We start from the raw sequence: 26948 nt of genomic DNA on the forward strand, positions 1-26948 counted from the left end.
CCTGCCTTTTTAAAAAATAACGCCAGAACGAAGAACAATATTAGCGTATGGTGTCGCTTCTCCTGTACGGATGATCAATTTCGCTTGTTTGCTTAAATCTTTTAGTTTTTCGTGGGTAATAAATTCAGCTTTTATTTTTTTCATTATTTCTTGCTCTACAAGAGGATTTCCGTTTGTTATTTCCTCCGCAATAAACGCCGCTTCTGCCTCGAAGTCTGTAAGAACTGAATCTAGTATTGTCAAAAAAGCAGGTTCTCCTACTTTATAAGATAAGTCAACACAAGGGATACCTGTTGGAATTGGCAAACCACAGTCAGCTATAACGAGTAAATCTGTATGACCATATTGCGCCAAGGCTGACGCAATGTCACGATTGATCATGCCATGCTTTTTCATATACGGGCACCTGCCATTCGCTCTAAAACAGTTGAACGCTTCGGCATACCGCCTTGTGCGCCAAACTTCTCAACAGATAATGAAGCAGCCGCATTAGCAAAACGCACAGCCCATTCAAATTCTTTTCCTTCTACTAAAGCTGTCGCTAATGCTCCGTTAAACGTATCTCCTGCGCCAGTTGTATCCACTGCTTTTGCAGGAAAACCCGCAACTAGAACATGCTTTTCTCCATCATAAAATTGTGCACCTTTTTGACCAAGAGTTACGACAAGTCGATTTGGATACTTTTCTAAAGCTTTTTCCCAATTCTTGCCGAATATTTCTTCCGCTTCTGTCTCGTTAGGTGTTAAATATGTACAAAAAGGCAGCATCTCAGCAGTGAATCCACTTGCCGGTGCTGGATTTAAAATGCTTGGTACTCCGCTTTCATGGCAAATTTCTAAAGTCCGTTGTACTACTGAAATTGGCATTTCTAATTGCATCACGACTAGCTCACTTGCTACTAGTTGATCAGCTAACGCGTCTATTTCTCCCGTCGTCACGCTATGATTGGCTCCTGGCACTACAATAATCCGATTATCACCTTCTGATAAAAGAATGTTGGCAATTCCGCTTGTACCATCGGTTCTTTTGACCTGTTCGATTAAAACGCCTTCGCTTTTTAAGCCTGCTAAAAGTTCGTTCCCAAAGGCATCTTGCCCAACTGCTCCAATCATTTGAACAGCGCTTCCTAATCTAGCCACTGCAACAGCTTGGTTAGCTCCTTTACCTCCTGGCACTGTCGTATACAGATTGCCTAACGTTGTTTCACCTTGTTTTGGGAAGTTATCGGTTTTAACAACTAAATCCATATTAATACTGCCAACTACTGTAATCATTCCACCACGCTCCTTGTTGTTCCACGAACGATTAATTTCACGGGAACTTCATAAAAATTTTGTTCAATCGTTTCATTTTCAATGCGCTTAATCAAAACACGCGTCGCAATTGCGCCCATTTTATAAACATCTTGTGCAATAGTAGTTAATCCAGGCGATAACATTTCGCCCATTGCTACGCCATCGAAACCAATAATCTGCAAGTCATTTGGTATATGTATTCCAAGTAAGCTTGCCGCTTTTAACGCACCGGCTGCCGATACGTCACTGCTAGCAAAAATCCCATCAATTTGCGGATTTCCTTTTAAAACTCGCTCAACAATTTTTTGTGAATCAGTAAAATGGAAGGGACAAGTTACCACTTGGTATTTCACATTTGACTGTTGAATCGCTTCCATAAATCCTTCATAACGATCATTCGCTGGATTCAATTCTGCTGGACCCCTTAGGAAAAGAATGTGTCGGCATCCTCTTTCTAGTAACGCATTCGTTCCCATGATGGCTCCTTCTTTATTATTAGAAGAAACAGTTGGAATCTTCTCATTGATTGCTCGGTCAAGTGCCACAATCGGCACATTGGCATTGGCGTAATGAGGAGCATCTAATTGATTGGACGTGACGATAAAACCGGCAATGTATTTTTTCTTTAAAGTTTCAATATAATTTTTCTCTTTTTCTGGATTTTCATCTGAGTTACATAAAACAACAGTATAGCCATATGTTAAAGCAACATCTTCAACTGCTCGCGCGAGTTCCGGAAAAAAAGGATTGGTGATATCAGGTAGGATTAAGCCAATTAAATTGGATTTTTTCGTATTCAACGAACGCGCAATAGGATTTAACTCATATTCCAGTTCTTCTACTGCAGCAGTTACTGCTTTAGCCGCCTCTGCACTAACATATCCGCTGTCATTTAAGAATCTAGAAACTGTAGCTACTGAAACACCTGCTTTTTTTGCTACATCCTTAATAGTGGTCATGCAAAACGACTCCGTTTCTGTCTCGATGTGTAACCGGTTACACACACTATATAATGCTCTCTATTTCTTGTCAATGTGAAGATTTCCCATTTAACAGAAATCTTCTTCATGAAAAAGAAAAAAATCCTCGCAGAGTTGCGAGGATTTTGTGGATTATCCATTCATGTTTTTCATTCGTAAATCTCTGTTTTTTTCAGTCTCTGCTACAAAAACTGCACATGCAGCATCTCCTGATATATTGATAGCTGTTCGAGTCATATCTAACAAACGGTCAATTCCGATGACTAGACCAATTCCAGCTGGGGGAAGACCTACACTGCTTAATACCATAGCGAGCATAATCAGTCCCACTCCTGGAACACCTGCTGTACCAATACTCGCTAGAACAGCTGTCAGAACAACTGTTATAAGGTCCATCGTTGACAGTTCGACGCCATATGCCTGGGCAATAAACATCGTAGCAACACCTTGCATAATTGCTGTTCCGTCCATATTAATCGTAGCACCAAGAGGTTGAACAAATGAACTGACCGACTTTGGTACACCTAATTTATCTTGTGCCACTTCCATCGAAATCGGCAACGTCGCGGTACTACTCGATGTACTAAAGCCAACACTCATAGCAGGAGCAAAGTTTTTGAAAAACCATACGGGACTTTTCTTAGCTAAAAACTTAATCGTTCCTCCATACGTGATCACCGCATGGATTAAAAGAGCTGCTACAATAACCAACATATACGAGCCCATCGCTTTCATTGCTGATAGCCCTTGAGACCCGACAGCGGTTGCAATCAAACCAAACGTACCATAAGGAGCAAACTTCATAACAACGCCCACTAAATACATCATGACATCGTTACCTTGTTCAAATAAATGAACAAGTCCTTTGGTTTTTTCACCTAGCGCCGTTAATGCTAATCCAATGAAGACGGCAAAGAAGATGATTTGAAGCATATTGCCTGCGCTTAAAGCCTCAATCGGATTTTTCGGAATCATATTTAATAAGGTATCACCTACAGAAGGTGCTGTTTCTGCTTCAAATTCTGCACCTGATAAGTCAAAATCGCCTGCGAGTCCAGGCTGTATAACAGCTGCCAATGATAACCCAATTACTATAGCAATAGTAGTTGTTAGTAAAAAATAACTTACGGTTTTGATCCCAATTCGTCCTAATTTCGCAGGATCACCAAGACCCGCAGTTCCAAGAATAATTGAAAACAACACAAGTGGTACAACGAGCATATTTATCAAACCTAAAAATACTTGGCCTAGTGGCACAAATAAATATGTATTTAATTCATTAAACCATTCAGGTATTAATAGATTTATCAACAATCCTATAATTGCACCGAGGACAAGTCCAGATAATACTTTTACAGTTAATCCAGGTTTTTTCATTCATTTCCCTCTTTCATTTCTAGACGTAAAACTATTTTATAGGAAAGCATGCCTTTTTTACAACTTTTATTCAATTGTCAGAATTAATGGTTTTCGGAAGTTTCAATATTATTTTAACATACAAAAAACCTGTGTAAATGAGGGTACATTTACACAGGTTTCAACTTAACAACATGCCGTTTGCATCTTGCTTTTCCCCATTAAACTATAGCTCGAAACTTTGAATCCTTTTTGGTGAAGCAGTCGCGTTGCTAAGTTTTTTTCAACTTGATTTTCTGCAATTAAGTGAATTGGTTTTTTAGGGATTTCTTTATAACCTCTAGTAAAATAAGAAATTGGTAAATTAAAGGCCTCAGAAACTAGTTCTTTGTCAGATACATTATAAGCTCGGACATCGAGTAGCGTATATGATTCACTATCAATCTCATTAGGCTGTGCCTGTTTTAAGCCAAGGACTGGAATATGTCTTTTATAAACGCTGTAGACTGCTATAGAAACAGGCAGTCCAATCAGCATAGTGCTTGCTATCATTTCATTTCTCCTTTTATACCATAAGCTAAACTTATCGTATTACGTAATTGACCAGTCATTTAGAAGTCTTTTTTAAACCGATAATACTTCTTGCCATTTCGCATAGCCGCCTGAAAGGTTGACCAAATCATCAAAACCGTTCGCTTTAAGAAGGCTTGTTGCAATAGCTGAACGCGCTCCAGACTGACATTGAACAATAAGTGTTTTATCTGTTGGAACTTCATCTAATCGTTTTTTTAATGTACCGATCATAATGTGATAAGCTTGGTCAATATGACCTTCATCGTACTCAGATTGATTTCGAACATCAAGCACATTTGCTCTTCCGTCTTTAATCATTTTCTTCGCTTCTTCAGGAGACATGCTCTTATATGATTCTAGTTCTCCTACTTCTTCAATTAGCTTCGAAACATCTCCGTAGCTAATTTCTCCGTCAATACCGACAGAGCGCAATACTTCAACTACTTGATCTAAAGACTCTGGGTCCAGTAGCAAGTATAACGTTTTTTTGTAATCTACAATCCATCCAGCCCAATTGGCAAATGATTTATTAAATGGAATGTTAATCGTGCCAGGAATATATCCATTACCGAATGAAGCAGACGCACGTGTATCAATAACTTGCTCTCCATCCGCAATTAGTTTCTTCAACTCATCTGTAGATTTAATCGCTTGTGGTTTTGGTAAATCCTTCACTAGCTCTACACCTGTTTTATTCACTGATTTCATCACAGCGAAGTAAGACGGTGGTTCAGGTTGTCCATCCAATAATTCTTTTTGGAATGCTTCAAGTTCATCGTACTGCAATGCCCAGTTAAACATTTTCTCATAACCTACAGTAGTAGAAGGTACGGCGCCAAGCGCTTTACCACATGCACTTCCTGCACCATGAGCTGGCCATACTTGAAGATAATCTGGTAGTTTTTTAAAGCGCTCAAGTGATTCGAACATATCTTTAGCTCCCACTTTAGAAGTTCCTTTGATACCTGCAGCTTTTTCAAGTAAATCAGGTCGACCAACGTCTCCTACAAACACGAAGTCTCCAGTAAAAATACCCATTGCTTTATCTGCCGAACCACCGCGGTCCGTTAATAGGAATGAAATACTTTCTGGTGTATGACCTGGTGTGTGCATCACTTCGAAAATCAAATTCCCGATTTTAAACTGATCGCCATCTTTTACTAATTGGTGATTTAAATGATCGATATTTTGATATTTCCAATCTGCATCACCTTCATCAGATAGATATAATTTTGCGCCAAAACGATTTTCAAGTTCACGTGAACCTGAAACAAAGTCAGCGTGAATATGCGTTTCAAGAGCTCCGACAATATTCAAGTTTTCTTTTGCTGCAAGTTCTTCGTAAGCAGTGATATCACGCATCGGGTCTACAACTATTGCTTCTCCCGTTGCTTGGCAACCTACTACATATGAAGCGTGCGCTAAATTTTCATCATAGAAATATCTTAATAACATATCATCAATTCCCTTCAATAATTTAATTACCCTCAATATACCACCAGGGGTATATAATGTAAAATGTTCTGCTTATGATAAAACTTTAATAACTTATTTGAAATCATAAACGAGCTTCTTCTTGTTTAGACAAAAAAGAGAGCGACTAAACGTTTTGGCGTAACGTTTAGTCTCTCTGATCAATTGTTTTAACTTCTTCACTTCATTTTAAAAAATTGGGTAATTCACTAGCTTTCATCGGAAACTTAGCTTGTCTTTTATCAACAAATGACTGAATACCTTCATTAGCATCTGTATTTTGTCCAGCCCAGTGGAGAAATTTAGATTCCACTAAATGAGACGCTGATGGATGGTCTTGCTCCATCATCTTCCATAGTAATTGGCGCGTGAAACTATTTGAAGTTGCTGCAGTGTTCTCTACAATGTTCTGAGCAATTTCATAGGCTTTTGCGAGTGGATCTTCCGATTCGTATTGCATCAATCCAGCTTCCACAGCTTCAGTAGTTGGTATGTAGCGGCCAGTCAAGGTCCATTCAAGGGCTTTTCCGATACCTACAATTTTCGGTAAAAACCACCCCGATGCTGCTTCTGGTCCGATGCCCCGGCGACCAAACACAAAACCGATTTTCGTATCTTTTTTAACAATCCGAATATCCATCGGCAATGTCATTGTCATGCCGATTCCAACAGCCGGTCCGTTAATCGCTGCAATGATTGGCTTATTGACTTCATATACTTGAAGGCTGACTTGACCGCCAAGGTCTCGGTAGTCTTCTGAAGATTGCTCTGATGAAAAAGTAGAACCTCCTTCAGACAAGTCCATTCCAGCGCAAAAAGCTCGTCCACTACCGGTTACGATAATAACACGCACGTCATCATCTTCATTGACGTTTTTATAAAAGTGCAAAAGCTCTTCGCTCATTTTTTCCGTATAGGCGTTCATATGGTCTGGACGATTTAACGTCAAAGTCATGATCCCATCTTGAAGTTCTGTTTTAATCGTTTCGTACAAGCATAGCCACTCCTTCCTCATATTCAGCTAGCAGTTGGTCGACTATTTCTTTAGTAGTCTGCCGTTTTGTAATGGTTGTCACACCTTGACCTGCAGACCAAATGTCTCGCCAAGCTTTTGCATTAACCAAATGAGATAAATCAACTTGTTCTTTCGGTTTTAACGTTTTCGGATTGATCCCTTGTTTCACTAAACTGGGGATTAATATGTTTGCCGGCACTCCACTAAACGAATTGGTGTAAAGAATGTCTTCAACTGAAGAATCGATGACCATTTGTTTGTATTCTTCCGGTGTATTACTTTCTTCCGTCGCTAAAAAACGCGTGCCCATATAGGCATAATCTGCCCCCATTAACTTAGCTGCAGCGACGTCTGCTCCAGTTGACAATGACCCGGCTAAAATAATGGTGCCACTGTAAAACTCTTTAACTGCCGCAATAAAAGCAAATGGGTTAATCGTACCTCCGTGGCCACCTGCTCCAGCGCAAACAAGAATTAGTCCATCTACTCCAGCGGATGCTGCTTTTTTTGCATGTTTTACATTAGCCACATCCGAATAAACTAATCCTCCATAAGCATGAACAACTTCAATCATATCTTCCGGGGAACCAAGGGACGTAATAACAATTGGCGGCTCGTATTGACGGATCAATTCAAAATCCTCTTCATAGCGCTTATTCGAACCGCGGTGAGAAATAAAGTTTACTGCCCAAGGCTTTTCGCCAAGCGCTTCTTTTATGTCTTTTAACCAAGAAGCGCAAGTTTCTACCGGCCGTGCGTTAAGTAAAGGAAAGCTTCCAATTACACCTGCATTTGAAGCTTCGATCACCATGTTAGGAGTCGATACTAAAAACATTGGTGCCACAATAACCGGCAGCTTAAGCACTTTCAATCACCACCGCAATTCCTTGACCTCCCCCAATACATAAACTCGCTACTCCATATTTTCCGCCACGATGCTTTAACTCATACGCAAGTGACAATAATATACGTGCACCACTTGCTCCAACTGGATGTCCTAATGCAATTGCACCGCCGTTGACATTGACTTTTTCTCGGTCTAACCCAAGTTCTTTTTCCACTGCCAAATATTGTGCCGCAAATGCTTCGTTCACTTCAAATAAATCAATATCGTCAACAGTCAACTCAGCACGTTCTAACGCTTGTTTAATAGCTGGCACTGGTCCAATGCCCATAATAGTCGGATCTACTCCTACTACTCCCCAAGAGACAATACGCGCCATCGGCTTTAATCTATGCTTGTTCACAGCAGCTTCGCTCGCTACGACGAGTGAAGCTGCACCGTCATTGATACCTGAAGCGTTTCCAGCCGTCACCGTACCTTCTTTTTTGAATGAAGGACGGAGTTTTGCCAAAGCTTCTTCATTTGCGTCTGGTTTAATATGTTCATCTTTATCTACTATTAAAACACCTTTACGCGTTTTCACATCGACAGCTACGATCTCTTCTGCAAATCTACCAGATTCGACTGCTTGTGCTGCTCGCTGATTTGATTGTACAGAGAAAGCATCTTGTTCTTCACGCGAGATATTGTATTGCTCTGCTAGTTTTTCGGCTGTCATCCCCATACCGCTTCCTGTATATTGATCCGTCAATGTGGCAGTTAACATATCTTCAAATTGTAAATTGCCCATTTTCGATTTACTAAAGCGTTGATCAAAACTAGCATATGGAGACATCGACATGTTCTCTGCCCCTCCTGCCAACACCAAATCCGCTTCTCCTAATAATATGTGTTGCGCAGCTGTCACGACCGCTTGAGCACCCGATCCACATAAGCGATTTAACGTGAGCGCTGGAACTTCTTTTGGCACACCTGCTTTTAACCCAATATGCCGGGCAACGTAAGCGCCATTCAAGCTAGATTGAATAACATTCCCATAAAAAATATGATTGATATCTTCTGCTTTGACATTTGACCGCTTTAACGCCTCAACTGCCGTTGCCGCTCCAAGTTCAGTCGCATCCGTATTGACGAATGCTCCTCCAAATCCGCCAAAAGCGGTTCTTGCTCCATCTATTAAGTAGACATTGTTCATATTCCAACTTCCTTTCTTTGTCACCTTATAAATAATTGATGTATGTAGGCGATGAAATGACTTTTAATTTCACTATTTCTTCAGTGCCAATTACAGAATTTTATTTTGCAAAACAAAGGTTCCTACTAGTTTCGGATGTCCTTCACGATCTTCAACCAAAATTTCTCCCTCGTTTCCAGCAAGTAAGTTTCCGGTTATAACCAACACTGTCTCCGGGTGAGTGACGGCTTGAAAACGAACGCTAAATGACTTAAGTTGTCGTTTTGGAAACCATTCTTCTATAGCTGCAGCTGCCCATCCCATAACAAACATGCCATGCACGATTATTCCGGTAAGTCTCTGGCCTTGTGCAACTGCCGGAACAGTGTGGATTTCGTTGAAATCGCCCGAAGCCCCTGAATATTTCACAAGATCAATTGGTGCAATGGGGCTTTTGATGATTGTCGGGAGTTCAATCATGAGTTCACCTCCAGCATTTCAATGATTGTAGCCCGGCCGATTGCTACGGTCTCATTCCATTGGTTTTTATAAACCGTTTCCAAGAGAAAAAAGTTTTTCCCTTTTTTGCAAAATTGATCTTTAAGTCTCACTTGCGCCGAAATGGTATCTCCGACCACCATTGCTTTATAATATTCATACGCTTGCTCGCCATGAAGAACATTATTCGGAGTCAGTTTCAGAAAATCTGAAACTAGTTGATAAAAGCTCCGATCATTCCAAAAATCAATGACAGTGGTAAAAGTCGGAGGTGTAGGAATCCCGCGATAGCCAGCTGACTTAGCTACCTCTTCGTCAAGGTAGACTGGATTGTTTAGTTGTAAGGCTTTTGCAAATTCCTTTATTTTTCCTGACTCGATTAAAAACGGTGCATAATTGAAAATGATTGGTTGTTCACTCATCATTCCACCTTCTTCTCAGGAGTTCCTATCAAATCAATCGACCACTTCTAGTCTGATTCGCCATATCGATTAAATTTGAAACAGCTTTATTTAAATCACTAAATCGATCGTCATCGATTTCTCCAATTTTCCACCGATAATGAATTTGCTGTAAAATGACAGCGAGCTTATAGAAACCGAAGGCCACGTAGTATGCAACACCAGACACATCACGACCACTTTGTTTTGCGTACTCTTCAATAAATTCTTTTCTATTGAAAAAGCCTGGCTGATTCGTAACGACATTAATACCCATGGCGGGATCGCCTGGTCCAGCCCAGTAGGCAACTGTCGAGCCTAAGTCGCTCAATGGATCTCCAATAGTTGACAGCTCCCAATCCAAAATGCCTACAGCTTTGCTTGGGTCATTTTGGTCAAGCACCATATTGTTCAGCTTAAAATCATTGTGAACAATTGTCGTTTCCGGATTAACTGGAATATGAGCCTCCAACCACTGTTCGAGTTCATCTAGATTAGCAATCTCCTCAGTTTTTGATTGACTATACCGTTTTATCCAGCCTTTTACTTGACGCTCCATGAATCCTTCAGCCTTCCCCATGTTAGCCATACCAGCCTTCTGATAATCAATGGACTGTAGTTGAACTAAAGTGCTGATAACATTTTTTGATATTGCTTCTCCGACTTGCTCAGAGCTACCATAAGATTTAGGAAGTTTATCATCGATTACCACACCTTGTTTTTTCTCCATAATATAAAAATGCTTGTCCATTAGCTCGGGATCTTCACAATAAATATATGGCTTCGGAGCTAGTGGGAAAACAGGATTCACTTTTTCCAACATACGGTATTCTCTTTCCATATCATGTGCTCTCGGTGGCACCTCACCAAAAGGAGGCCGTCTCAGGACACCTTCCCAGTTCCCCATTTGCACCAAATACGTAAGGTTCGAATAGCCTTCTGAAAATTGTTGAACAATCATTTTTTCTTCAGGAAGACCTGGAATCGACTTACGTAAATATCCTTCGACTTTGTCCCAGTTGATTTGTTGGAATGTCTTGTCTATTGCGCTCATCTTATCTACTCCTTGATTGTCAGTCATATGTAAAAAAACCTTGTCCAGATTTCCTTCCAAGACGGCCAGCCCGCACGTATTTTTTTAATAAAGGCGCAGGGCGATACTTAGAATCATTGGTTTCGTTGTATAATGTTTCCGCTACAAAAAGCATTGTATCCAAGCCTATCAAGTCAGTTAATGCAAGAGGTCCAATTGGATGACTTGCGCCTAACATCATGCCTCTATCAATATCTTCTGCCGATGCAATGCCTTCAGACAAAACAAAAATTGCTTCATTAATCATCGGAGTCAAAATTCGATTGACTGCAAATAGCGGAGCCTCTTTAACTGAAATAGCTACCTTATTGAAACGTTCAGCAACTTGATGTGCAAGCTCAAATGTTTCGTCAGTTGTTTGTTCACCCCTGATAATTTCAACCAACTGCATGACAGGAACTGGATTAAAGAAATGCATGCCAATCACTTTACCGCTTCGCTTTACAGAGCTAGCCATTTCGGTAATACTCAATCCCGATGTATTAGAAGCAAAGATAGTAGAAGGTTTACAAATATTGTCGAGTTCGGCTAATAGACTTTTTTTAGGTTCAATTTGTTCAATGATTGCTTCAATCACCAAATCGACATCCTTTAAGTCATTGATATTTCTTGTTGGGATAATTCGCCTTCTGATTTCATCACTTTGACTTTGGTTGATTTTCGTTTTCTCGACATTTCTGGCTAAGGTCTTTTCAATTCTTGATACCCCACGTTCTAGTCCAACCGCGTCGACATCGTACAAAAATACATCAAAATCACTTTCAGCAGCTACTTGAGCAATACCATTCCCCATAATTCCCGCTCCGACAATTGCTATACTTTTCATCAACCCATCTCCTTTAGGCTTTATTTCCCTTGAAAATCAGCTGTTCTTTTCTCTGTAAATGCTTTTACACCTTCCTGCATGTCCTGCGTTCTGATTAACTCTGAGAACAATTGCGTCTCCAACTCTTGCCCCGCAACTAAACTTAGTTCTAAACCTTCATCAATAGCTCTTTTAGCATTTGCAACAGCCAGTGGTGCTTTTGAAGCTATCGACCTCGCCAGCTTCATTGCACTGTCAAAAGCTTGTCCGGTTGGAACTAGTTTTTCTGCTAGGCGTGCTTCGTAAGCCTGTTTCCCTGACAACGATTCCCCAGATAATATCAGCTCTTTCGATTTTCCAGGACCAACCAATCGTGCCAATCTTTGTGTGCCACCATAACCAGGTAATATACCTAATCCAGTTTCAGGGAGCCCTAATTTCGCAGTTTCTTCGACAATACGAATATCACAAGCAAGCACCAATTCTAAACCTGCACCAAGGGCCAGTCCATGAACCGCACAAATAACTGGTTTTCCATTCTCTAGCTTATCAAAAATCTTTTTGCCTTTCTCTACAAGTGCTATACCGCTTTCTTGCGTTAATTTTGGAAATTGACGGATATCCGCACCTGCAGCAAAGGCCTTTTCTCCGACTGCTCGTATTACAGCAACCCGAATATCTGGTTGTTGATTAAAATCACTGATAGCTTCAGCTAATTGATTCAACAGCTCATCTGTTAAAACGTTTAAAGGTGGATTATTCAAGGTTACTACCGCCACGTTACCCTGCCTTTCCAACTCAATTACGGTCCAATTTTCTTTCTGCAATGGCTTTCCCCCTTACATTTTCTTAGTAACTGTTACTTGATAGTCATTGATAATTTTTCCTTCTATAAAAATCGGAACAACATCCACTTGCTCATGATGGCGAAGAACAAATTCGACAGCATCAGGAAAGTTAAATTTCTTCAGTAAATGAGCCGTTTCACATTCATACAAATCCACAAAAGACCTTTTCTCAGCATGTTTATAAGCCTCTCTAGCGAGCTTCGAAGAATCGGATAAATCATAATCTCCCTTGCTCATCAAATGTTCAACTATTTGCCCTGCACCGATAAAGTCTTCCATTGAAAAACGATCGTCATTCCCGGAACAAATTAAAACAATAGAGGAATTATCTTGTTGCAGATGAATTTGCTCTGCAATCAAATGACCATTGACTAAAGATGAAATAAACAATGTCTTTGCTTTACTCGCTTTTTCGATAGCGATCGTCCCATTTGTCGAACAAATGATAGCCCCTTGTTTTTCATCGCTTTGTCTAATTAATCCAGGATCAGGATAACCAAACCCGGGAAGAGATTCTCCTTTTTTCTCACCTAACAAAATATGAGACTCAGATTGACTCTTTGATAACTCGATTGCATATTCACTGTTTTTAACCGCATAAATGGGCTCGAAGTTATTTTCAAGTAAAAAAGCAATCGTTGATGTTGCAAGGAAAACGTCGATGACGATTGCTGTACAAGCTGTCAACTTCTCTTCTGCAACGGCTTCTTTTTGGGTAATGACATGGACCTTCCTCATCGCAATCAATTCCTTTAATTTTTTCGACTGACTGTATTTCAAGTACTTAGCAAGTACAAAAAATTCTTATTAAGTGAACTTTCTCTTTCTCTTCTTAAACAAGCATTCTTAAAAAATATTCCGCATAGATATCTTCTATTTCTTCTTTACTATACTGACCCTCTGCTGAATACCAGACTTGCACCCAATTGGATGCGCCTAATATAATCATGCGAGCCATCTTTGGATTAGAAATAGTAAATTCTTCATTTTTTACACCTTCCGCTATAACTCGGTCAAAAATTTTAGCGTAGTTATCCCGCTTTTCTATAATTTCTTCGATGTTCTCTTCTGAGAAAAGTTGTTCTGGCTTAACGATTAGATTAAATACCTCTTTTTCACGTATAGCAATGTCTAAATGTGCTTTTATCACTTTTTTCATTTTGTCCATTGAAGATATCTTTTCAGAACAGATAGCTTCTAACTTTTCCATAGCTGAGGATAAAATCAAATTATGACAGTTATACAGTAGCTCTTCTTTGTTTTTGAAATAATAATAAAGAGATCCTTTAGTCATCAGCAATTCTGCAGCAATGTCTTCCATAGTGGCATTTTGATAGCCATTTCGCGAAATAACTAAACTTGCCGAACGAAGAATATCTTCTTTTTTCTTGGCTGCTTTTCGTTCTCGGAGACTCATACTGTCACCTCATCCATTCATTTTCAAAGCAATTCTTCTGGTTTATTTTCTGCTTCTCTCATTACCATTGACGGATTTTTATCTAAAATATTTTTAATAAAAATAAAAACATTTTCAATAACAATCATGGCAAATGCGATAGGAATTAGGAAAAACAACGGATATAACGGATATAATGTTCCGGCAGCTGGAAACGCGGTTTTTCGATCAAGACCACTCATAGCATATTCCCAGCTGAATTGTACAATTAACACGAGGACAAACAATTCAAGCAATAACATAAAGAAAATCATTATTTTTTTTGCTTTTTTGTTTAATCTCTCTAAAATCAAGTCCATTTTCGGTAACACACCTGACGCATAAACATATGCAAGACCTGGAAACACTACTAACGGCATCATGTAATTTTGAATAATCTCAAATCCTCCACGGATAGAGCTAGAAAAAAGTGTTCGCATGGTCACATCGTACACAATCATTAGCATCATGAGGAGCACACTGATACCACTAATCCAGATTCCCGCCAGTTTTATATAATGAAAAATGTTATAGGCTTTCCATACACCATTCACTCAAGTCCACTCCCTTCAATCACTCACATGGAATTTGGTAACCACGTGGCTAGTCCTGGAAACGCAATCATTAATCCACATACGACTACCATCGCGACAACGGCAAAAACCATCGAAATTCGGAATATCGACCCTGAACTAATTCCACTCACCCCTGCAACTGCGTAAACACTCAATCCGACAGGCGGCGTAATTAGCCCAATTGTACAAATAACAGCAACAAACACACCAAACCAGAGAATATCGACTTGAAGTTCCTGGATGATAGGAAGAATAACTGGAATTGACATTAAGATTACAGCAGCACCTTCTATAAACATGAACATGAAAAACAACACAATGGAAATGGCAATCAACACTAATACCGGGGTATCCATGATTGGTTCAATCAACTTTATCAACTGTCGTGGCAGTAGAGATAAGGAAACAAAGCGTCCAAAAATTTGTGCCCCGATCATGATAATCATGACCATTCCTGTCAGTTTGATAGTTTCAACGACAGAGCTCTTGAAAAACTGAAAATTGACCTTCCCAAGAACTAATGCAGAAAGAAAACCTACGAAAGCTCCGACCGCTCCTGCTTCTGTCGGTGTAAAGATACCTGAATAAATGCCTCCAAAAATAATTAAAACAATGAGAATAGCAATGATGCTGACAATGACTAAACGGCTAATAGCTAATTTTTCTGGCGTATGTACCTCATGGATAACAGGTTCCTCGACTTGTTGCTGTTTTTTTCTATCCATTTGAAAATACACTAGCATTACTAAAATAAAAACAATCATCGTTAGTATTCCTGGGATGAAAGCACCGACAAACAAACTCCCTACTGGTGTCTCTGTTGCTACTCCATAAAGGATTAAAATAATACTTGGCGGTATGATTCCAGATAATGAGCCTCCCGATGCCGCAATTGCGCCAGCAAGTGGCGCGCTATAGCCATGTTTTCGTAATTCAGGAATCGCCACTTGACCTAATGAAGCTGAAGTAGCGGTTCCAGAACCTGATACTGCCCCTAACATTCCTCCAATGATTAAAGTCAAAATGCCTAGCAAACTATTCTTCCCTTTGGAGACTTTATGGACCATATAAAAAATATCTTGTACTAGACCTGAATGAAGAATAAACTGAGCCATCAGTACGAAAAGAGGAATGGTCGTCAAAGTATAACTGGCCACTCTGTTAAAAGGCTCATTTCCCAGTAAACCTGGTAAAATACCAAAGCCCTCCAGTAAGATCAAACCGATTATTCCGCTAGCGAGGAGTACCGAATGTATATACAATCCTGTTGTCAACAAGACAATCATCATTGCTAGAATAATTCCTATGACCACTAAGTTATCCATTTCCAACCTCCTTACATCAAATTATGAAAACAAAAGGGTAGCACTCTCCATATGAAAAGCCTCCCCTTTTGCTGAAATGGTTATTCCAGATTCATAATGGACTCTGGTACTTCACCACCTTCTTCAATTAGAAGATCTCTCCACATTTTAATAAGGTCATTTCCTGGCAAGCCATTTTCCTCCAGCAATGCGGCGTAATCTGTCCAAGTTTCTTCAATACCATTGTTAAAATGATCTTGAACTGCTGGATCTAAATCAGCAAAATCAACAAACTTACCACCATTGGCTTCATTTTCAGGAATAATTTTCTCTGCTCGATTTATCCATTCCTGAGCACCTGGTTCAAAAATTTCTTCATTTGCCTGAATCATCGCTTCTTGAACATTCTCAGGCATTTCTTCCCATCTCTCTTGGCTCATTCCGATAAAGGAATTAAAGTGTCCAAAGTTGATACCAGTTAAGGTATAACGGAACAAATCTTGAAAACCATAGCCTGTCCAGTCGGCGATACTATAAAATGCCCCTTCAAATGTTCCTCGGCTTAACGAGTCAAAAATTTCTACAGCTGGCATAGTGACACTGTTGATTCCTGTTTTAGCGGCATACATCTCATGAATTCTTGAAGGAGTACGCAGCGAAGTTCCTTCTACATCACTCACTGTATTAAATTCATGACCAGTTGTTGAAATGGAGTATTCTTGGGTAGTCGAAATCGGAAACACTTTGAAATCCCCAAATTGCATTTCTGAATATGTTTTGCCATCTGCTAGTTCTTCTTCACTTTCAAGAAGTTTTTTCCAAGCTTTTGAAGCAATCAATGTATCAGAATGGTTTAGTGGTAGCATCGTCACTTCAGCCATCGGGAATTGGTCCGGCTGATAAATCGGTAAGACAAGTGCTACATCAACCGTACCGGTTTCGAGTGCTTCCGCCTCATCAGGTACAGATACTAGCTCTCCACTAGTAAAAGATTCAAACTGTACCTGTCCTTCCGTTAGTTCTTCGACTCTTTCCATCCAAGGTACCATTGAAGCTTCCCACCAGGCGTGCTGTGCACTTAGTCCAGTAGCTGCTCGCAAAGTAATTGTTTCATCTTCCGAAGAAGCAGTTGTTCCTTCAGTATCACCACAACCTGACAGTAGAAAGACTACACCTAGACCTGCAATTGAAAAACGAGATTTGAATGATTTCATAATTTTTCCCTCCATCCATTTATTGTTGTACTCTCTTTTGTATCCGCTTACAAAAAACTTTTTCTTTTAAGGTTTAACGACTAGCTTTCCGTAAGTTTTGCGATCCCCCAATAAATCCAATGCGTTTGGAACTTCGTTAAATGAATATTCTTCATATATCATCGGACGAATAGCGCCTTTTTCATATAAAGCCATCAATTCATAATGAGCTTTCATCACTTCTTCTGGATACAAATTGCGGAATAAACCGAAATGGACACCAACCACAGAATAGTTTTTTATCAAGGCGTGATTGGTTGGGGCATCCGCAATCCTCCCTCCTGCAAATCCAATGACCAACAATCGCCCTTCAAAAGCGATGCATTTTCGCGAACGGTCAAAAGTGTCACCACCAACTGGATCAAAAATGACATTTGCACCTTTTCCTCCTGTGGCTTCCTTAACAATGGCAACAAAATCTTCTGTTCGATAGTTTATAACTTGATCAGCACCGAGCTTCTTACAAATTGTGGCTTTTTCATCACTACCAGCTGTGGCAATGACCGTGGCTCCCGCTGCTTTCCCAAGCTGAATTGCTGCAGAGCCAACTCCTCCTGAACCTGCATGCACCAATAAAACTTCCCCTTTTTGAAGACGCGCTGTCCGGTGCAAAGCAAAATATGCAGTCTGGTAAGTGATAAACAATGCAGCTGCTTCGCTATAGGAAAGTGAAGCGGGAATAGGGAAGACCCCTTCTTCCTTCGTCACTGCCCATTCTGCAAGGCCACCCGTCGGTAATTGCGGTGTTGCTAAGACGCGCTGGCCTGGCTGAATATTTACTCCTTCTCCGACTTTTTCTACAACACCTGAAATTTCAGCTCCTGGCGTAAAGGGTAGGTCATGCTTTTCCTGGTATTTCCCTTGGCATTGAAGGATATCGAAAAAATTCAAGGCAGCTGCTTCTACTTTCACGAGCACTTCTCCTGCTTTTGGTTCTGGATTTTCAATTTCCGTAAGTTCTAGAGCTTCCTGCGGGTCTCCAATACGGAGTACGGTCCAAGCTTTCATCAAGCCACTCCTTTCTTATTTCACATGTGAAATTTCTTTTAATTGTTCACGTAGTTCAAGACGACCTACATCACGCAAATGGACTTGGTCCGGTCCATCAACTAAACGAAGCGTGCGGGCGTTCGCATAATGTGCTGCTAATGGGAAATCTTCTGTTAATCCAGCTCCACCAAATACTTGGATAGCGCGATCGATAACATTTAGTGAAACGCGCGGTACCGCTACTTTAATCATGGCGATTTCTTTACGCGCAGCTTTTGCGCCTTCCGTATCAATCTTATGTGCTGCATGTAAAGTTAAAAGACGGGCCTGCTCAATTTCAATTCGACTTTCAGCAATAATTTCTTTAATAACGTCTTTTTCAGCCAAAGTAGAACCGAATGCTTCTCTACTGTCCGCTCGCTTACATAATAAATCGAGCGCTCTTTCGGCAGCTCCAATTGCACGCATACAATGGTGGATGCGACCAGGTCCTAAACGACCTTGTGCGATTTCAAATCCTCTTCCTTCGCCTAGCAACATATTGGATACTGGTACTCGAACATTCGTGTAATGAACTTCTGCATGTCCTTGTGGGGCATCATCATAACCAAAGACTGTAAGCGGTCGGATGATTTCTACTCCCGGTGCATCAAAAGGCACGAGAATCATCGATTGCTGTTGATGTTTCTCTGCATTCGGATCTGTTTTCCCCATGACAATTGCAATTTTACAGCGCGGATCCATCGCCCCTGTAGTCCACCATTTCTTTGCATTAATAACGTATTCATCTCCATCACGAACGATACTACTTTGGATATTAGTAGCATCGGAAGAAGCAACAGCAGGTTCCGTCATCGAAAAACAAGAGCGAATTTCTCCACGTAATAATGGCTCGAGCCATTGTTTTTTCTGTTCTTCTGTTCCGTACTTAACGAATACTTCCATGTTTCCGGTATCTGGTGCGTTGCAGTTAAACAACTCTGGTGCTATCAATGAACGACCCATGATTTCGCATAGATGTGAGTAGTCGTAATTCGACAAGCCTACTCCGTATTCCGGATGGTCTATAAACAAATTCCATAAACCTTGTTCTTTTGCTTTGTCCTTTAGTTCTTCGATGATCGGCGGAATCGTCCAACGGTCGTCAGCTTCCTCTAAGTATTTTTCGACAGTCGCTTCATTTGGATACACATATTCGTCCATAAATTTTATTAGTTTCCCTTTTAATTCTTCTGCCTTCGGTGATAATTCTTTAAGCATTTGTTTTTCCTCCAATGTTTTTCAACGTATTTTTTAAAATTTTACCGGATGCATTTCTTGGTAGGCTATCGATTAACTCAAACTCTTCAGGTATTTTAAATTTTGCAAGCGACTTTTTACAATGCTCTTTTAGAGCGGTAAAATCGCGTCCATCCAATTCTGGACCCACTACAAACGCTTTTATTTTTTCTCCGAAAATCGGATCTGGTTCACCAATTACTGCAGCTTCTACTACATCAGGATGTGCCTTTAATACATCTTCTACCTCAATCGAGAAAATCTTTTCACCAGCGCGATTGATCATATCCTTCTTACGGTCTCGTATATAGATAAATCCATCCTCATCCTTTGTACCAAGATCCCCTGAATGCCAGTACCCTTCTGTAAAATCAGAATGATTGGCTACTGGGTTTTCCCAATACTCTTTGACAATCATTGGTCCTTTAATATAAAGCTCCCCAGCTTCCCCAGTTCGGCATTCCTTTCCTTCTGCGTTAACGATTTTAATTTCGCCCACTTTTACAGGGAGTCCTACTGAAGTTACCTTGGAATCAGGATATGCAACTGGCATTAACGTGGCTGGAGAACTTGTTTCTGTCGCGCCATAGGCATTATGCAATTGTGCGTTTGGGAATGCTTTTCTTAGCATCGTAAAGGTTTGCTGATAAATAGGTGAACCCCCAAAAGCCACTTTTTTCACAAAGTCAAACGAGTGCTTCTGAAATTCTTCACTGGTGGACATCATGATAAAAATGGTCGGTACATTAAACAGGAAATTAATCTTGTTATCGATTATCCGTTTGATATATTCTTCATTCTGATAACGCCGTATGCTATAGGCAGTTCCGCCAACATAAAACATATGTAATAGTTGACCAATTAGCCCGGTAACATGGAACATCGGTACCGCAATAAGTGTGTTAAATGTATCATCTGTTTCAAATCCCAGTTTAAAATTCATTAAACTATGAATAACATTGATATGGCTCAACACTGCGCCCTTAGGTTGTCCAGTAGTACCAGAAGTGTAAATGATAAAAAGATTATCTTCTTCGTTGACTGTGATTTGCTCATAATGACTTTCCTTATTCAGGAGCTCTTCATATGTATTTTCACCACCAATAATAAATAGATTTTCGGGCGCAACTCCTGAAACACCTTCGCTAGCTTTTTTCACTTTATCTTCAAATTCTTGCTCGCTGATAAGAATACTTGGTTTGGAATTCCCAATAATATATTGAAGTTCCTCCACAGCTAATTTGACGTTAATGGGAACCATAACCGCACCGATTTTTGCACATGCTATAACTAGTAAAGGAAATTCACAACTATTGCCAACTACGGCCGCTACACGATCCCCTTTTTTAATTCCACGCATTTGAAGGTTGGCAGCAATAATCGTGGCTAGCTCTTCTAGTTGCCGATAACTCAAAGATTCTTCTTCCGTCACAACTGCCAGTTTTTCTCCATAGATTTTACAGCTTTCACTGACTGCATCTCCTATAGTTTGTGGACGTTCTTTAAAAACCTTGACTCCTTGGCGACCAAACAAGCTTATTTCTTGAATTTCCATAAAACGCCTCCTCATAACCCATAATGAAAACCCTTACATTTAAATACAAAAAATAAAATAGTCATAATTTTCATACTATTGCTTCAAATTAAGTATAATTGTTCTTTTTTTGAATTACAAGTCAATTTTAAAATTAACGGAATGTTTTTAAAACAAATAAAAAAGATGCTCTGAATTAATCAGAGCATCTTTACCTATTTATCCTTCTAAATCTACGTTGTGATAAACCTGTTGTACATCCTCTAAATCTTCAATCGCATCGATCATTTTTTCAAATTGTGCTTGCGCATCTTCTGGCAATGGCAATTCGTTTTGAGCAAGCATAGTCAACTCGGCTACAGTAAATTCTGTAATCCCCGCAGTTTTAAATGCTTCTTGTACTAAATGGTATTGATCGGGTTCTGCATAGACGATTACGCCGTCTTCTTCTTCCATAATGTCACGAACATCGATGTCGGATTCCATCATCAACTCGAGAACTTCGTCAGCTGTTTTTCCTTCGACACCAAATACAGCCGTGTGGTCGAACATATAAGCAACCGATCCACTGACCCCCATGTTGCCGCCATTTTTCCCAAATGCTGCACGAACATCTGAAGCTGTACGGTTAACGTTGTTCGTTAGCGTATCTACGATCACCATCGAGCCATTTGGACCGAAACCTTCATAACGCAATTCATCATAGCTTTCTTCTGATCCACCTTTAGCTTTTTCAACTGCACGGTCAATAATTGCACGTGGAATACTGTAAGTTTTTGCTCGTTCTAATACTACTTTCAAGGCTTGGTTAGATTCTGGATCTGGCTCACCTTGTTTAGCAGCTACATATATTTCGCGGCCGAATTTTGCATAAATTCGACTTGTATTGGCATCTTTAGATGCTTTCTTTTCTTTAATATTATTCCATTTGCGTCCCATTAAATTTCCTTCTCTCTTCAAATTTTCACATTACATACTATTCACTATCTACTATTATAGTACAAATCATTCAAATGTACCGCAAATCGCTAATAAAAACTGCTGTTTTAACCCATTTAAAAGGTATGCCAGATCAACTTCTACTTATTAATACGGAGAAGGTTGGTGAAAGTAATTCGGTTTGACCAACTTGTTTTTATAAGGCTTGTGAAAAATATGCGTCGTAGCTGGAGACATCGGTGGAATGAGCCACGCCCAGTTCCCAGTAACATCTCGTCCTTCGATTTCTTCTTTTTTCTCAAAATTTTTGAATTGCTTCGCTGCTGTGTGATGATCAACGATGGTGACGCCCATTTCTTGGTAAGACTCTAAAACTGCAATGTTCAATTCAACTAATGCTTTGTCTTTCCATAAAGAACGATTTGACTGTGTATTCAACCCCATAAGTTCTGCTACTACCGGCAAAGCATTATAGCGGTCTTCATCTGCAAGATTTCTTGCACCAATTTCAGTGCCCATATACCAACCATTAAAAGGTGCCATTTTGTATTCAATGCCACCAATTTCTAGTAACATATCAGAAATTAAAGGAACTCCGTACCATTTCAATCCTAGTTGTAAAAACCCAGGGATTTCCGGATGATCTATTTCAACTTCCTTAATCAATCGTTGCGGAATTTCCTTTAAAAACAGTTCACCATTCGGCATTTCAAGAACTAGTGGCAGAATATCAAAAGCGGATCCCGCTCCTTGCCATCCAAGTTTTTGACAACGTTTTGTTAATTCAACTGAACTTGAATCGCCAATAATGCCTTCCGCTGTTTCATACCCTGCATAACGGATTAGCTGGTGATTCCATAAGCGCATTGATTTTTTGTTTTCCTGCTCTTGACGAAAAACCGTAATTGTAGGGCGAATTTTGCCACCATTTGTAGCAAAGTCGATATGCCGAACCAAAGCATCAAAAACATCGTCTGCACTCGTTTGATGCCTTTCATCAAAGACCGTTAGTGAGTTCCAAAACAACCGACCGATGCAGCGATTATTATTGCGCCAAGCCATGCGTGCGCCATGTTCCAACTCTTCGAAACGATGTGTGTAAGTTCCAGTATTTTTGATGTCTATTTTTATTTCGAGCAATCTGCTCGATTTTTCGGCCTCACTCTTCCCAAGCTCTCCATAACAAGCTTCTATAAAGTTAGTCGCTTCTTCTAATAAAAGCATCGTCGAATTGCTAATGGTCATTGTCTTCACTCCTTATCCATATCATACACTTGAACCCCCCTCTTTTCTGTGACAGTTCTCTGAACCCCTATATTTCCATGCGCTTTTCCAGTACACTAAATGAAAAGTAAAGATATTGTCAGGAGGAGCTCACACCGATGGTAAAAGCGATTTTTTTCGATTTGGATGATACGTTGTTATGGGATAAAAAAAGTGTAGAAAAAGCATTTCAAGAAACATGTCTTTTGGCCGAAGAATTAACAGGGCAAGCTTGTTCTGGTTTAGAAGAAGCCGTGAGAGCTGCAGCAACTGAACTGTATTCAGGGTACGATACATATGACTTTACGAAAATGATAGGCATTAATCCTTTTGAAGGACTATGGGGAACTTTTGATGATGAAGGAGAAGGTTTTCAAAAGATGAAAACCATCGTTCCGAGTTATCGCCAGGAAGCTTGGACGCTTGGTTTACAGAGAATTGGGGTTGAAGATAGTGCTGAAATCGGCAGTCAACTCGCTGAATATTTTCCTGAAGCACGTAAAAGAAATCCTGTCCTATATGAAGAAAGCCTAAATGTACTGGCTGAATTGAAAGAACATTATCAGTTGCTTTTACTAACAAACGGTTCACCTAGTTTGCAACAGCTCAAACTTGAAATCACACCTGAAATCGCGCCTTTTTTCGATCACATCATCGTATCTGGTGCATTTGGAAAAGGAAAACCGGACCCTGACATTTTCTATCATGCTTTATCTAAATTCGACTTTACCGCCGACGAAGTATTGATGGTCGGAGATAATTTAATGACAGATATTATCGGTGCCGGAAAAGTAGGCATCCGCTCTGTTTGGATCAACCGTGAACAAAAAGCTCCTCATGAAACCATCATACCGACATATGAAATACAGCATTTAGAAGAATTACTTCAATTATTAGAACAACTTTAATCAAAAAGAGGCTATTCCATGAGTTTCTTAATAATTGTTAGAGAAAAATTTTGCTTTCTATACAGTTGGAGAATAGGCTGATTGAAATGGAGGCGGCGACTCCAGCGGAAACAGTGCGAGTCGGAGCTACTGGACTGAGCAGAGCGAGGGAAGCAGCAGAGACCGTACCCGCGGAAAGCGTCCGCCGCAATGGAAATTAGCCGGCCTTTTCAGGAATGACAAAAGGGCTGTCACCATAAGTCATGTTTTATGACTTTTTGGGACAGCCCTTTCTAATTTTTATAAGTTAATAGCTGTAACTCCTTGAATTTCATCTAATTTCGCCAATTGCTCGAGACTGCCTGCTTCTGCAGGTTTATCGATTGATAACATCATGATGGCACTTCCTCCAACAATCGACCGTCCCACTTGCATTGTAGCAATATTGACATTTTCTTGACCCAGTAAAGTTCCCACTCGTCCGATAACACCCGGACGGTCATTATGACTAACGTACAATAGATGTCCTTCTGGGACAACATCTACTAAATAATCATCTACTTTGACAATACGTGCGCCTTGTCCGTTCAATAATGTCCCAGCCACTTTTCGAATGCCATTAGCCGTTTTTACTTCTACTGTGATGAGCGTCATAAACCCTTTCGATTCAGTAGTCTTTTGTTCGGTAACTACGATGCCTTTTTGGTTGGCCAGATACAAAGCATTTACATTATTGACTTGCTTACCAAGATGACGTTTCAGCATCCCTTTTAACATATTACGCGTTAACGGCCTTACATCCATATTCGCTAATTCTCCTGCATAGCGAACAGTAACTTCCTCTGCCGTTGTTCCTGTCAAATCTGTTAGAAAAGCACCTAGACGTTCTGACAAATCAAAATAAGGTTCGATTTTTTTCATAATCTCTTTAGGTACTGATGGTAGATTGACTGAGTTGCGTACGGTGCCAGTCGTGAAATAGCTCACGACGTCCACGCTAACATCCACAGCTACGCTTTCTTGCGCTTCAAAGGTGCTTGCGCCTAAGTGAGGTGTCGCGATGATTTCTGGTAAATCCAATAAACGAAAATCAACCATTGGCTCTTGTTCAAAAACATCAAGTGCTGCTCCGGCAACTTTCCCAGATTTCACAGCATCGTACAACGCATTTTCATCAATAATACCGCCTCGTGCACAATTGACAATTTGAACCCCGTCTTTCATAATTTCAAATGCTTCTTTATTGATCAAATGCTTTGTTTCTTTTAATAGCGGTGTATGGACCGTTATGAAATCCGCTGCTCTTAAAACATCTTCTACCGAGCCAAAATCGACACCCAGTTTTTCTGCTTTTTCAGCCGTTAAGAAAGGATCATACGCAATAACATTCATTCGCTGACCTTTTGCGCGTGCCGCTACTTCTTGCCCGATTCGTCCAAATCCAACAACACCAAGCGTCTTGTTTTTTAATTCGACGCCGACATATGATTTCCGGTCCCATTGCTGATTGCGCAATGCATGGAAAGCTTGAGGAATTTTACGTGCCATCGACATAATCATCGCCATCGTATGTTCTGCAGCTGAATTGGTGTTACCATCCGGCGCATTTACAACAATAATTCCGTGCTCTGTGGCGGCTTCTAAATCGATGTTATCGACTCCAACACCGGCACGTCCAATAATCTTTAAGTTCGATGCTTTTTCGATCAACTCACGTGTTACTTGCGTTTGGCTACGTACGAGTAAGGCGTCAAAACCATGAATACGATCTTCTAATTGTTCTGGAGTTAAATTGGTTTCCATGACGATGTTTACACCATTTGCCTGGCGTAAAGGATAAATTCCTTCTTCGCTTAATGGGTCACTAATTAGTATATGAAATGTCATTTCGTTTTAGCTCCTTCTGTTAAAAATACTCGCTGTGCAGCGGCAGTTCCTTTACCAAGTTCGATTTCTTTCCCGACTTTCATCAAACCAATTTCCATCGCTGCGATAGTTTGTAACATATCTGCCGGAGAGCAATAGCCCATATGACCGATACGGAAAATCTTTTTCGCTAAATGCTGCTGACCGCCTGCCACTTCTAAAGCAAATTCTTTCTTCATGACTTTACGGAATTCTTCAGCATCAAAATCATCTGGTTTTACAGCAGTAACAGTTGGTGAAGCATCTTTATCAGAAGTTAGCAATGGAATACCTAATGCGTTAAACGCTGCACGTGTCATATCTTTCATCAGGCGATGTCTCGCGTACACGTTCTCCAAGCCTTCCTCTTCCAACAATACAAGCACTTGCTGTAAGCCAAATAAAATCGACAAGGCCGGAGTAAAGGGAGTGGTATCTTTTAAAATATTGTCGCGGTGTTTTTTTAGATCCAAATAAAATCGTGGTTGCGAATTAGCTTCGATTTTCTTCCATGCGCGTTCGCTTGCTGCGATAAACGAAAGTCCTGCAGGTAGCATAAAGGCTTTTTGTGAACCTGTCACGACTACATCAATTCCCCATTTGTCCATCTCGGTTTCCGTACCTGCTACACACGATACGCCGTCAACAATCACAAGAGCTTCTGATACTTCTTTTACAGCAGCAGCCAATTCTTTAATTGGATTTAGAACCCCTGTTGAAGTTTCACAAAATGTAGAAAATACCACTTTGATTTCTGGATGTTCCGAAAGGAAGTTCTTTACCGCTTCCGGATCTACGGCTTGTCCCCACTCTACTTCGAAAACATGAGTTTGAATCTCATATGCTTTACAAATTTTCGCAAATCGATCACCGAATGCGCCTGTTACAAGAACCAGAACTTCTTCACCAGCATCAACTGTATTGACTACAGCTGTTTCTAGTCCCGCAGTTCCACTGCCAGTCAAAATGATGACTTCTTGTTCTGTTCCAAAAACACGTTTTAGTCTTGGTCGGATGTCACTAATCATGTCAGATGTACTTTGTCCGCGGTGTCCAATCATCGGTTGTGTCATCGCGCGTTGCACACTTGGTGGGATTGGCGTTGGTCCTGGGATTCGTAAAATTTGTTGGTCTGTCAGCATAATGATTCTATTCCCCTCTCGATTTCCCCGCTTCCACGGGTCAGTAAGT

General features: G+C 40.3%; 27 protein-coding genes. 1 reads left to right on the forward strand and 26 read right to left on the reverse strand.

What is annotated here, in order from left to right; translation table 11 throughout:
• Window positions 1–9: 9 nt before the first annotated feature.
• The 24 genes from rbsD to BBI08_RS14580 form a co-directional block, all read right to left on the reverse strand.
• The gene (gene rbsD / locus BBI08_RS14465; RefSeq protein ID WP_065528257.1) at window positions 10–396 is read right to left on the reverse strand and encodes a D-ribose pyranase; all 387 of its coding nucleotides are present in this window, start codon (window positions 394–396) and stop codon (window positions 10–12) included.
• On the reverse strand, window positions 393–1274 hold the full coding sequence (rbsK, locus tag BBI08_RS14470; protein WP_008498442.1) for a ribokinase: 882 nt from the start codon (window positions 1272–1274) through the stop codon (window positions 393–395). The genes rbsD and rbsK overlap by 4 nt, the downstream gene beginning before the upstream one ends.
• Window positions 1271–2254, reverse strand: coding sequence for a LacI family DNA-binding transcriptional regulator (locus BBI08_RS14475; protein WP_065528258.1), 984 nt, complete (start codon window positions 2252–2254; stop codon window positions 1271–1273). Before BBI08_RS14475 ends, rbsK begins: the two co-directional genes overlap by 4 nt.
• Window positions 2255–2407: 153 nt before the next feature.
• On the reverse strand, window positions 2408–3652 hold the full coding sequence (locus tag BBI08_RS14480; RefSeq protein WP_065528259.1) for a dicarboxylate/amino acid:cation symporter: 1245 nt from the start codon (window positions 3650–3652) through the stop codon (window positions 2408–2410).
• Between the two features lie 165 nt (window positions 3653–3817).
• Window positions 3818–4183 carry a rhodanese-like domain-containing protein gene (locus BBI08_RS14485; protein WP_008498440.1) on the reverse strand — a complete coding sequence of 122 codons (366 nt, stop codon included), beginning with the start codon at window positions 4181–4183 and terminating at the stop codon, window positions 3818–3820.
• A gap of 72 nt (window positions 4184–4255) precedes the next feature.
• Window positions 4256–5659, reverse strand: coding sequence for an MBL fold metallo-hydrolase (locus BBI08_RS14490; protein ID WP_065528260.1), 1404 nt, complete (start codon window positions 5657–5659; stop codon window positions 4256–4258).
• Between the two features lie 202 nt (window positions 5660–5861).
• Window positions 5862–6671, reverse strand: coding sequence for an enoyl-CoA hydratase-related protein (locus tag BBI08_RS14495; protein WP_008498439.1), 810 nt, complete (start codon window positions 6669–6671; stop codon window positions 5862–5864).
• Window positions 6655–7557 (reverse strand): NAD(P)H-dependent flavin oxidoreductase, encoded by a 903-nt coding sequence (locus BBI08_RS14500; protein WP_008498438.1) that lies wholly within the window; start codon window positions 7555–7557, stop codon window positions 6655–6657. The genes BBI08_RS14495 and BBI08_RS14500 overlap by 17 nt, the downstream gene beginning before the upstream one ends.
• A complete protein-coding gene (locus BBI08_RS14505) occupies window positions 7550–8731 on the reverse strand; it encodes an acetyl-CoA C-acetyltransferase (RefSeq protein WP_008498437.1) in 1182 nt (393 codons plus the stop codon). Before BBI08_RS14505 ends, BBI08_RS14500 begins: the two co-directional genes overlap by 8 nt.
• A 90-nt stretch (window positions 8732–8821) precedes the next feature.
• Window positions 8822–9190 carry a MaoC/PaaZ C-terminal domain-containing protein gene (locus BBI08_RS14510; RefSeq protein WP_008498436.1) on the reverse strand — a complete coding sequence of 123 codons (369 nt, stop codon included), beginning with the start codon at window positions 9188–9190 and terminating at the stop codon, window positions 8822–8824.
• Window positions 9187–9633: an FAS1-like dehydratase domain-containing protein gene (locus tag BBI08_RS14515; protein ID WP_065528261.1), complete on the reverse strand. Its 447-nt coding sequence runs from the start codon at window positions 9631–9633 to the stop codon at window positions 9187–9189. Before BBI08_RS14515 ends, BBI08_RS14510 begins: the two co-directional genes overlap by 4 nt.
• A gap of 25 nt (window positions 9634–9658) precedes the next feature.
• Complete coding sequence (locus tag BBI08_RS14520; RefSeq protein WP_065528262.1) at window positions 9659–10702, reverse strand: phosphotransferase family protein; 1044 nt, start codon at window positions 10700–10702, stop codon at window positions 9659–9661.
• Window positions 10703–10721: 19 nt separating this feature from the next.
• Entirely contained in the window at window positions 10722–11567 is an 846-nt protein-coding gene (locus tag BBI08_RS14525) for a 3-hydroxyacyl-CoA dehydrogenase NAD-binding domain-containing protein (RefSeq protein ID WP_065528263.1), read from the reverse strand.
• 20 nt (window positions 11568–11587) lie between these two features.
• Window positions 11588–12373, reverse strand: a complete 786-nt coding sequence (locus tag BBI08_RS14530; protein WP_040850996.1) for an enoyl-CoA hydratase/isomerase family protein — start codon at window positions 12371–12373, stop codon at window positions 11588–11590.
• Window positions 12374–12385: 12 nt separating this feature from the next.
• Window positions 12386–13132: a 2-phosphosulfolactate phosphatase gene (locus tag BBI08_RS14535; RefSeq protein ID WP_040850995.1), complete on the reverse strand. Its 747-nt coding sequence runs from the start codon at window positions 13130–13132 to the stop codon at window positions 12386–12388.
• A gap of 94 nt (window positions 13133–13226) precedes the next feature.
• Window positions 13227–13811, reverse strand: a complete 585-nt coding sequence (locus tag BBI08_RS14540) for a TetR/AcrR family transcriptional regulator (RefSeq protein ID WP_065528264.1) — start codon at window positions 13809–13811, stop codon at window positions 13227–13229.
• 23 nt (window positions 13812–13834) lie between these two features.
• Window positions 13835–14383 (reverse strand): TRAP transporter small permease, encoded by a 549-nt coding sequence (locus BBI08_RS14545; protein WP_065528265.1) that lies wholly within the window; start codon window positions 14381–14383, stop codon window positions 13835–13837.
• Window positions 14384–14406: 23 nt separating this feature from the next.
• On the reverse strand, window positions 14407–15729 hold the full coding sequence (locus BBI08_RS14550) for a TRAP transporter large permease (protein ID WP_008498429.1): 1323 nt from the start codon (window positions 15727–15729) through the stop codon (window positions 14407–14409).
• 80 nt (window positions 15730–15809) lie between these two features.
• Window positions 15810–16922, reverse strand: a complete 1113-nt coding sequence (dctP, locus tag BBI08_RS14555; RefSeq protein ID WP_008498428.1) for a TRAP transporter substrate-binding protein DctP — start codon at window positions 16920–16922, stop codon at window positions 15810–15812.
• Between the two features lie 66 nt (window positions 16923–16988).
• Window positions 16989–17969: an NADPH:quinone oxidoreductase family protein gene (locus tag BBI08_RS14560; protein ID WP_008498427.1), complete on the reverse strand. Its 981-nt coding sequence runs from the start codon at window positions 17967–17969 to the stop codon at window positions 16989–16991.
• Between the two features lie 15 nt (window positions 17970–17984).
• Window positions 17985–19211 carry an acyl-CoA dehydrogenase family protein gene (locus tag BBI08_RS14565; RefSeq protein WP_008498426.1) on the reverse strand — a complete coding sequence of 409 codons (1227 nt, stop codon included), beginning with the start codon at window positions 19209–19211 and terminating at the stop codon, window positions 17985–17987.
• Window positions 19204–20784, reverse strand: coding sequence for a class I adenylate-forming enzyme family protein (locus BBI08_RS14570; RefSeq protein WP_065528266.1), 1581 nt, complete (start codon window positions 20782–20784; stop codon window positions 19204–19206). The genes BBI08_RS14565 and BBI08_RS14570 overlap by 8 nt, the downstream gene beginning before the upstream one ends.
• Window positions 20785–20982: 198 nt before the next feature.
• On the reverse strand, window positions 20983–21702 hold the full coding sequence (locus BBI08_RS14575) for a YebC/PmpR family DNA-binding transcriptional regulator (RefSeq protein ID WP_008498424.1): 720 nt from the start codon (window positions 21700–21702) through the stop codon (window positions 20983–20985).
• A gap of 147 nt (window positions 21703–21849) precedes the next feature.
• The gene (locus BBI08_RS14580; protein ID WP_065528267.1) at window positions 21850–22947 is read right to left on the reverse strand and encodes a nitric oxide synthase oxygenase; all 1098 of its coding nucleotides are present in this window, start codon (window positions 22945–22947) and stop codon (window positions 21850–21852) included.
• Window positions 22948–23084: 137 nt separating this feature from the next.
• Here BBI08_RS14580 and BBI08_RS14585 point away from each other — a divergent pair, with 137 nt between their 5' ends.
• Window positions 23085–23873, forward strand: a complete 789-nt coding sequence (locus tag BBI08_RS14585) for an HAD family hydrolase (RefSeq protein WP_008498423.1) — start codon at window positions 23085–23087, stop codon at window positions 23871–23873.
• Window positions 23874–24152: 279 nt separating this feature from the next.
• Here BBI08_RS14585 and serA read toward each other — a convergent pair whose 3' ends face one another.
• Window positions 24153–25739 carry a phosphoglycerate dehydrogenase gene (gene serA, locus BBI08_RS14590; protein ID WP_008498422.1) on the reverse strand — a complete coding sequence of 529 codons (1587 nt, stop codon included), beginning with the start codon at window positions 25737–25739 and terminating at the stop codon, window positions 24153–24155.
• Complete coding sequence (locus BBI08_RS14595; RefSeq protein ID WP_065528268.1) at window positions 25736–26899, reverse strand: pyridoxal-phosphate-dependent aminotransferase family protein; 1164 nt, start codon at window positions 26897–26899, stop codon at window positions 25736–25738. Before BBI08_RS14595 ends, serA begins: the two co-directional genes overlap by 4 nt.
• Window positions 26900–26948 lie beyond the last annotated feature (49 nt).

Source organism: Planococcus halocryophilus, from assembly GCF_001687585.2.
Classification (GTDB): Bacteria; Bacillota; Bacilli; order Bacillales_A; family Planococcaceae; genus Planococcus; species Planococcus halocryophilus.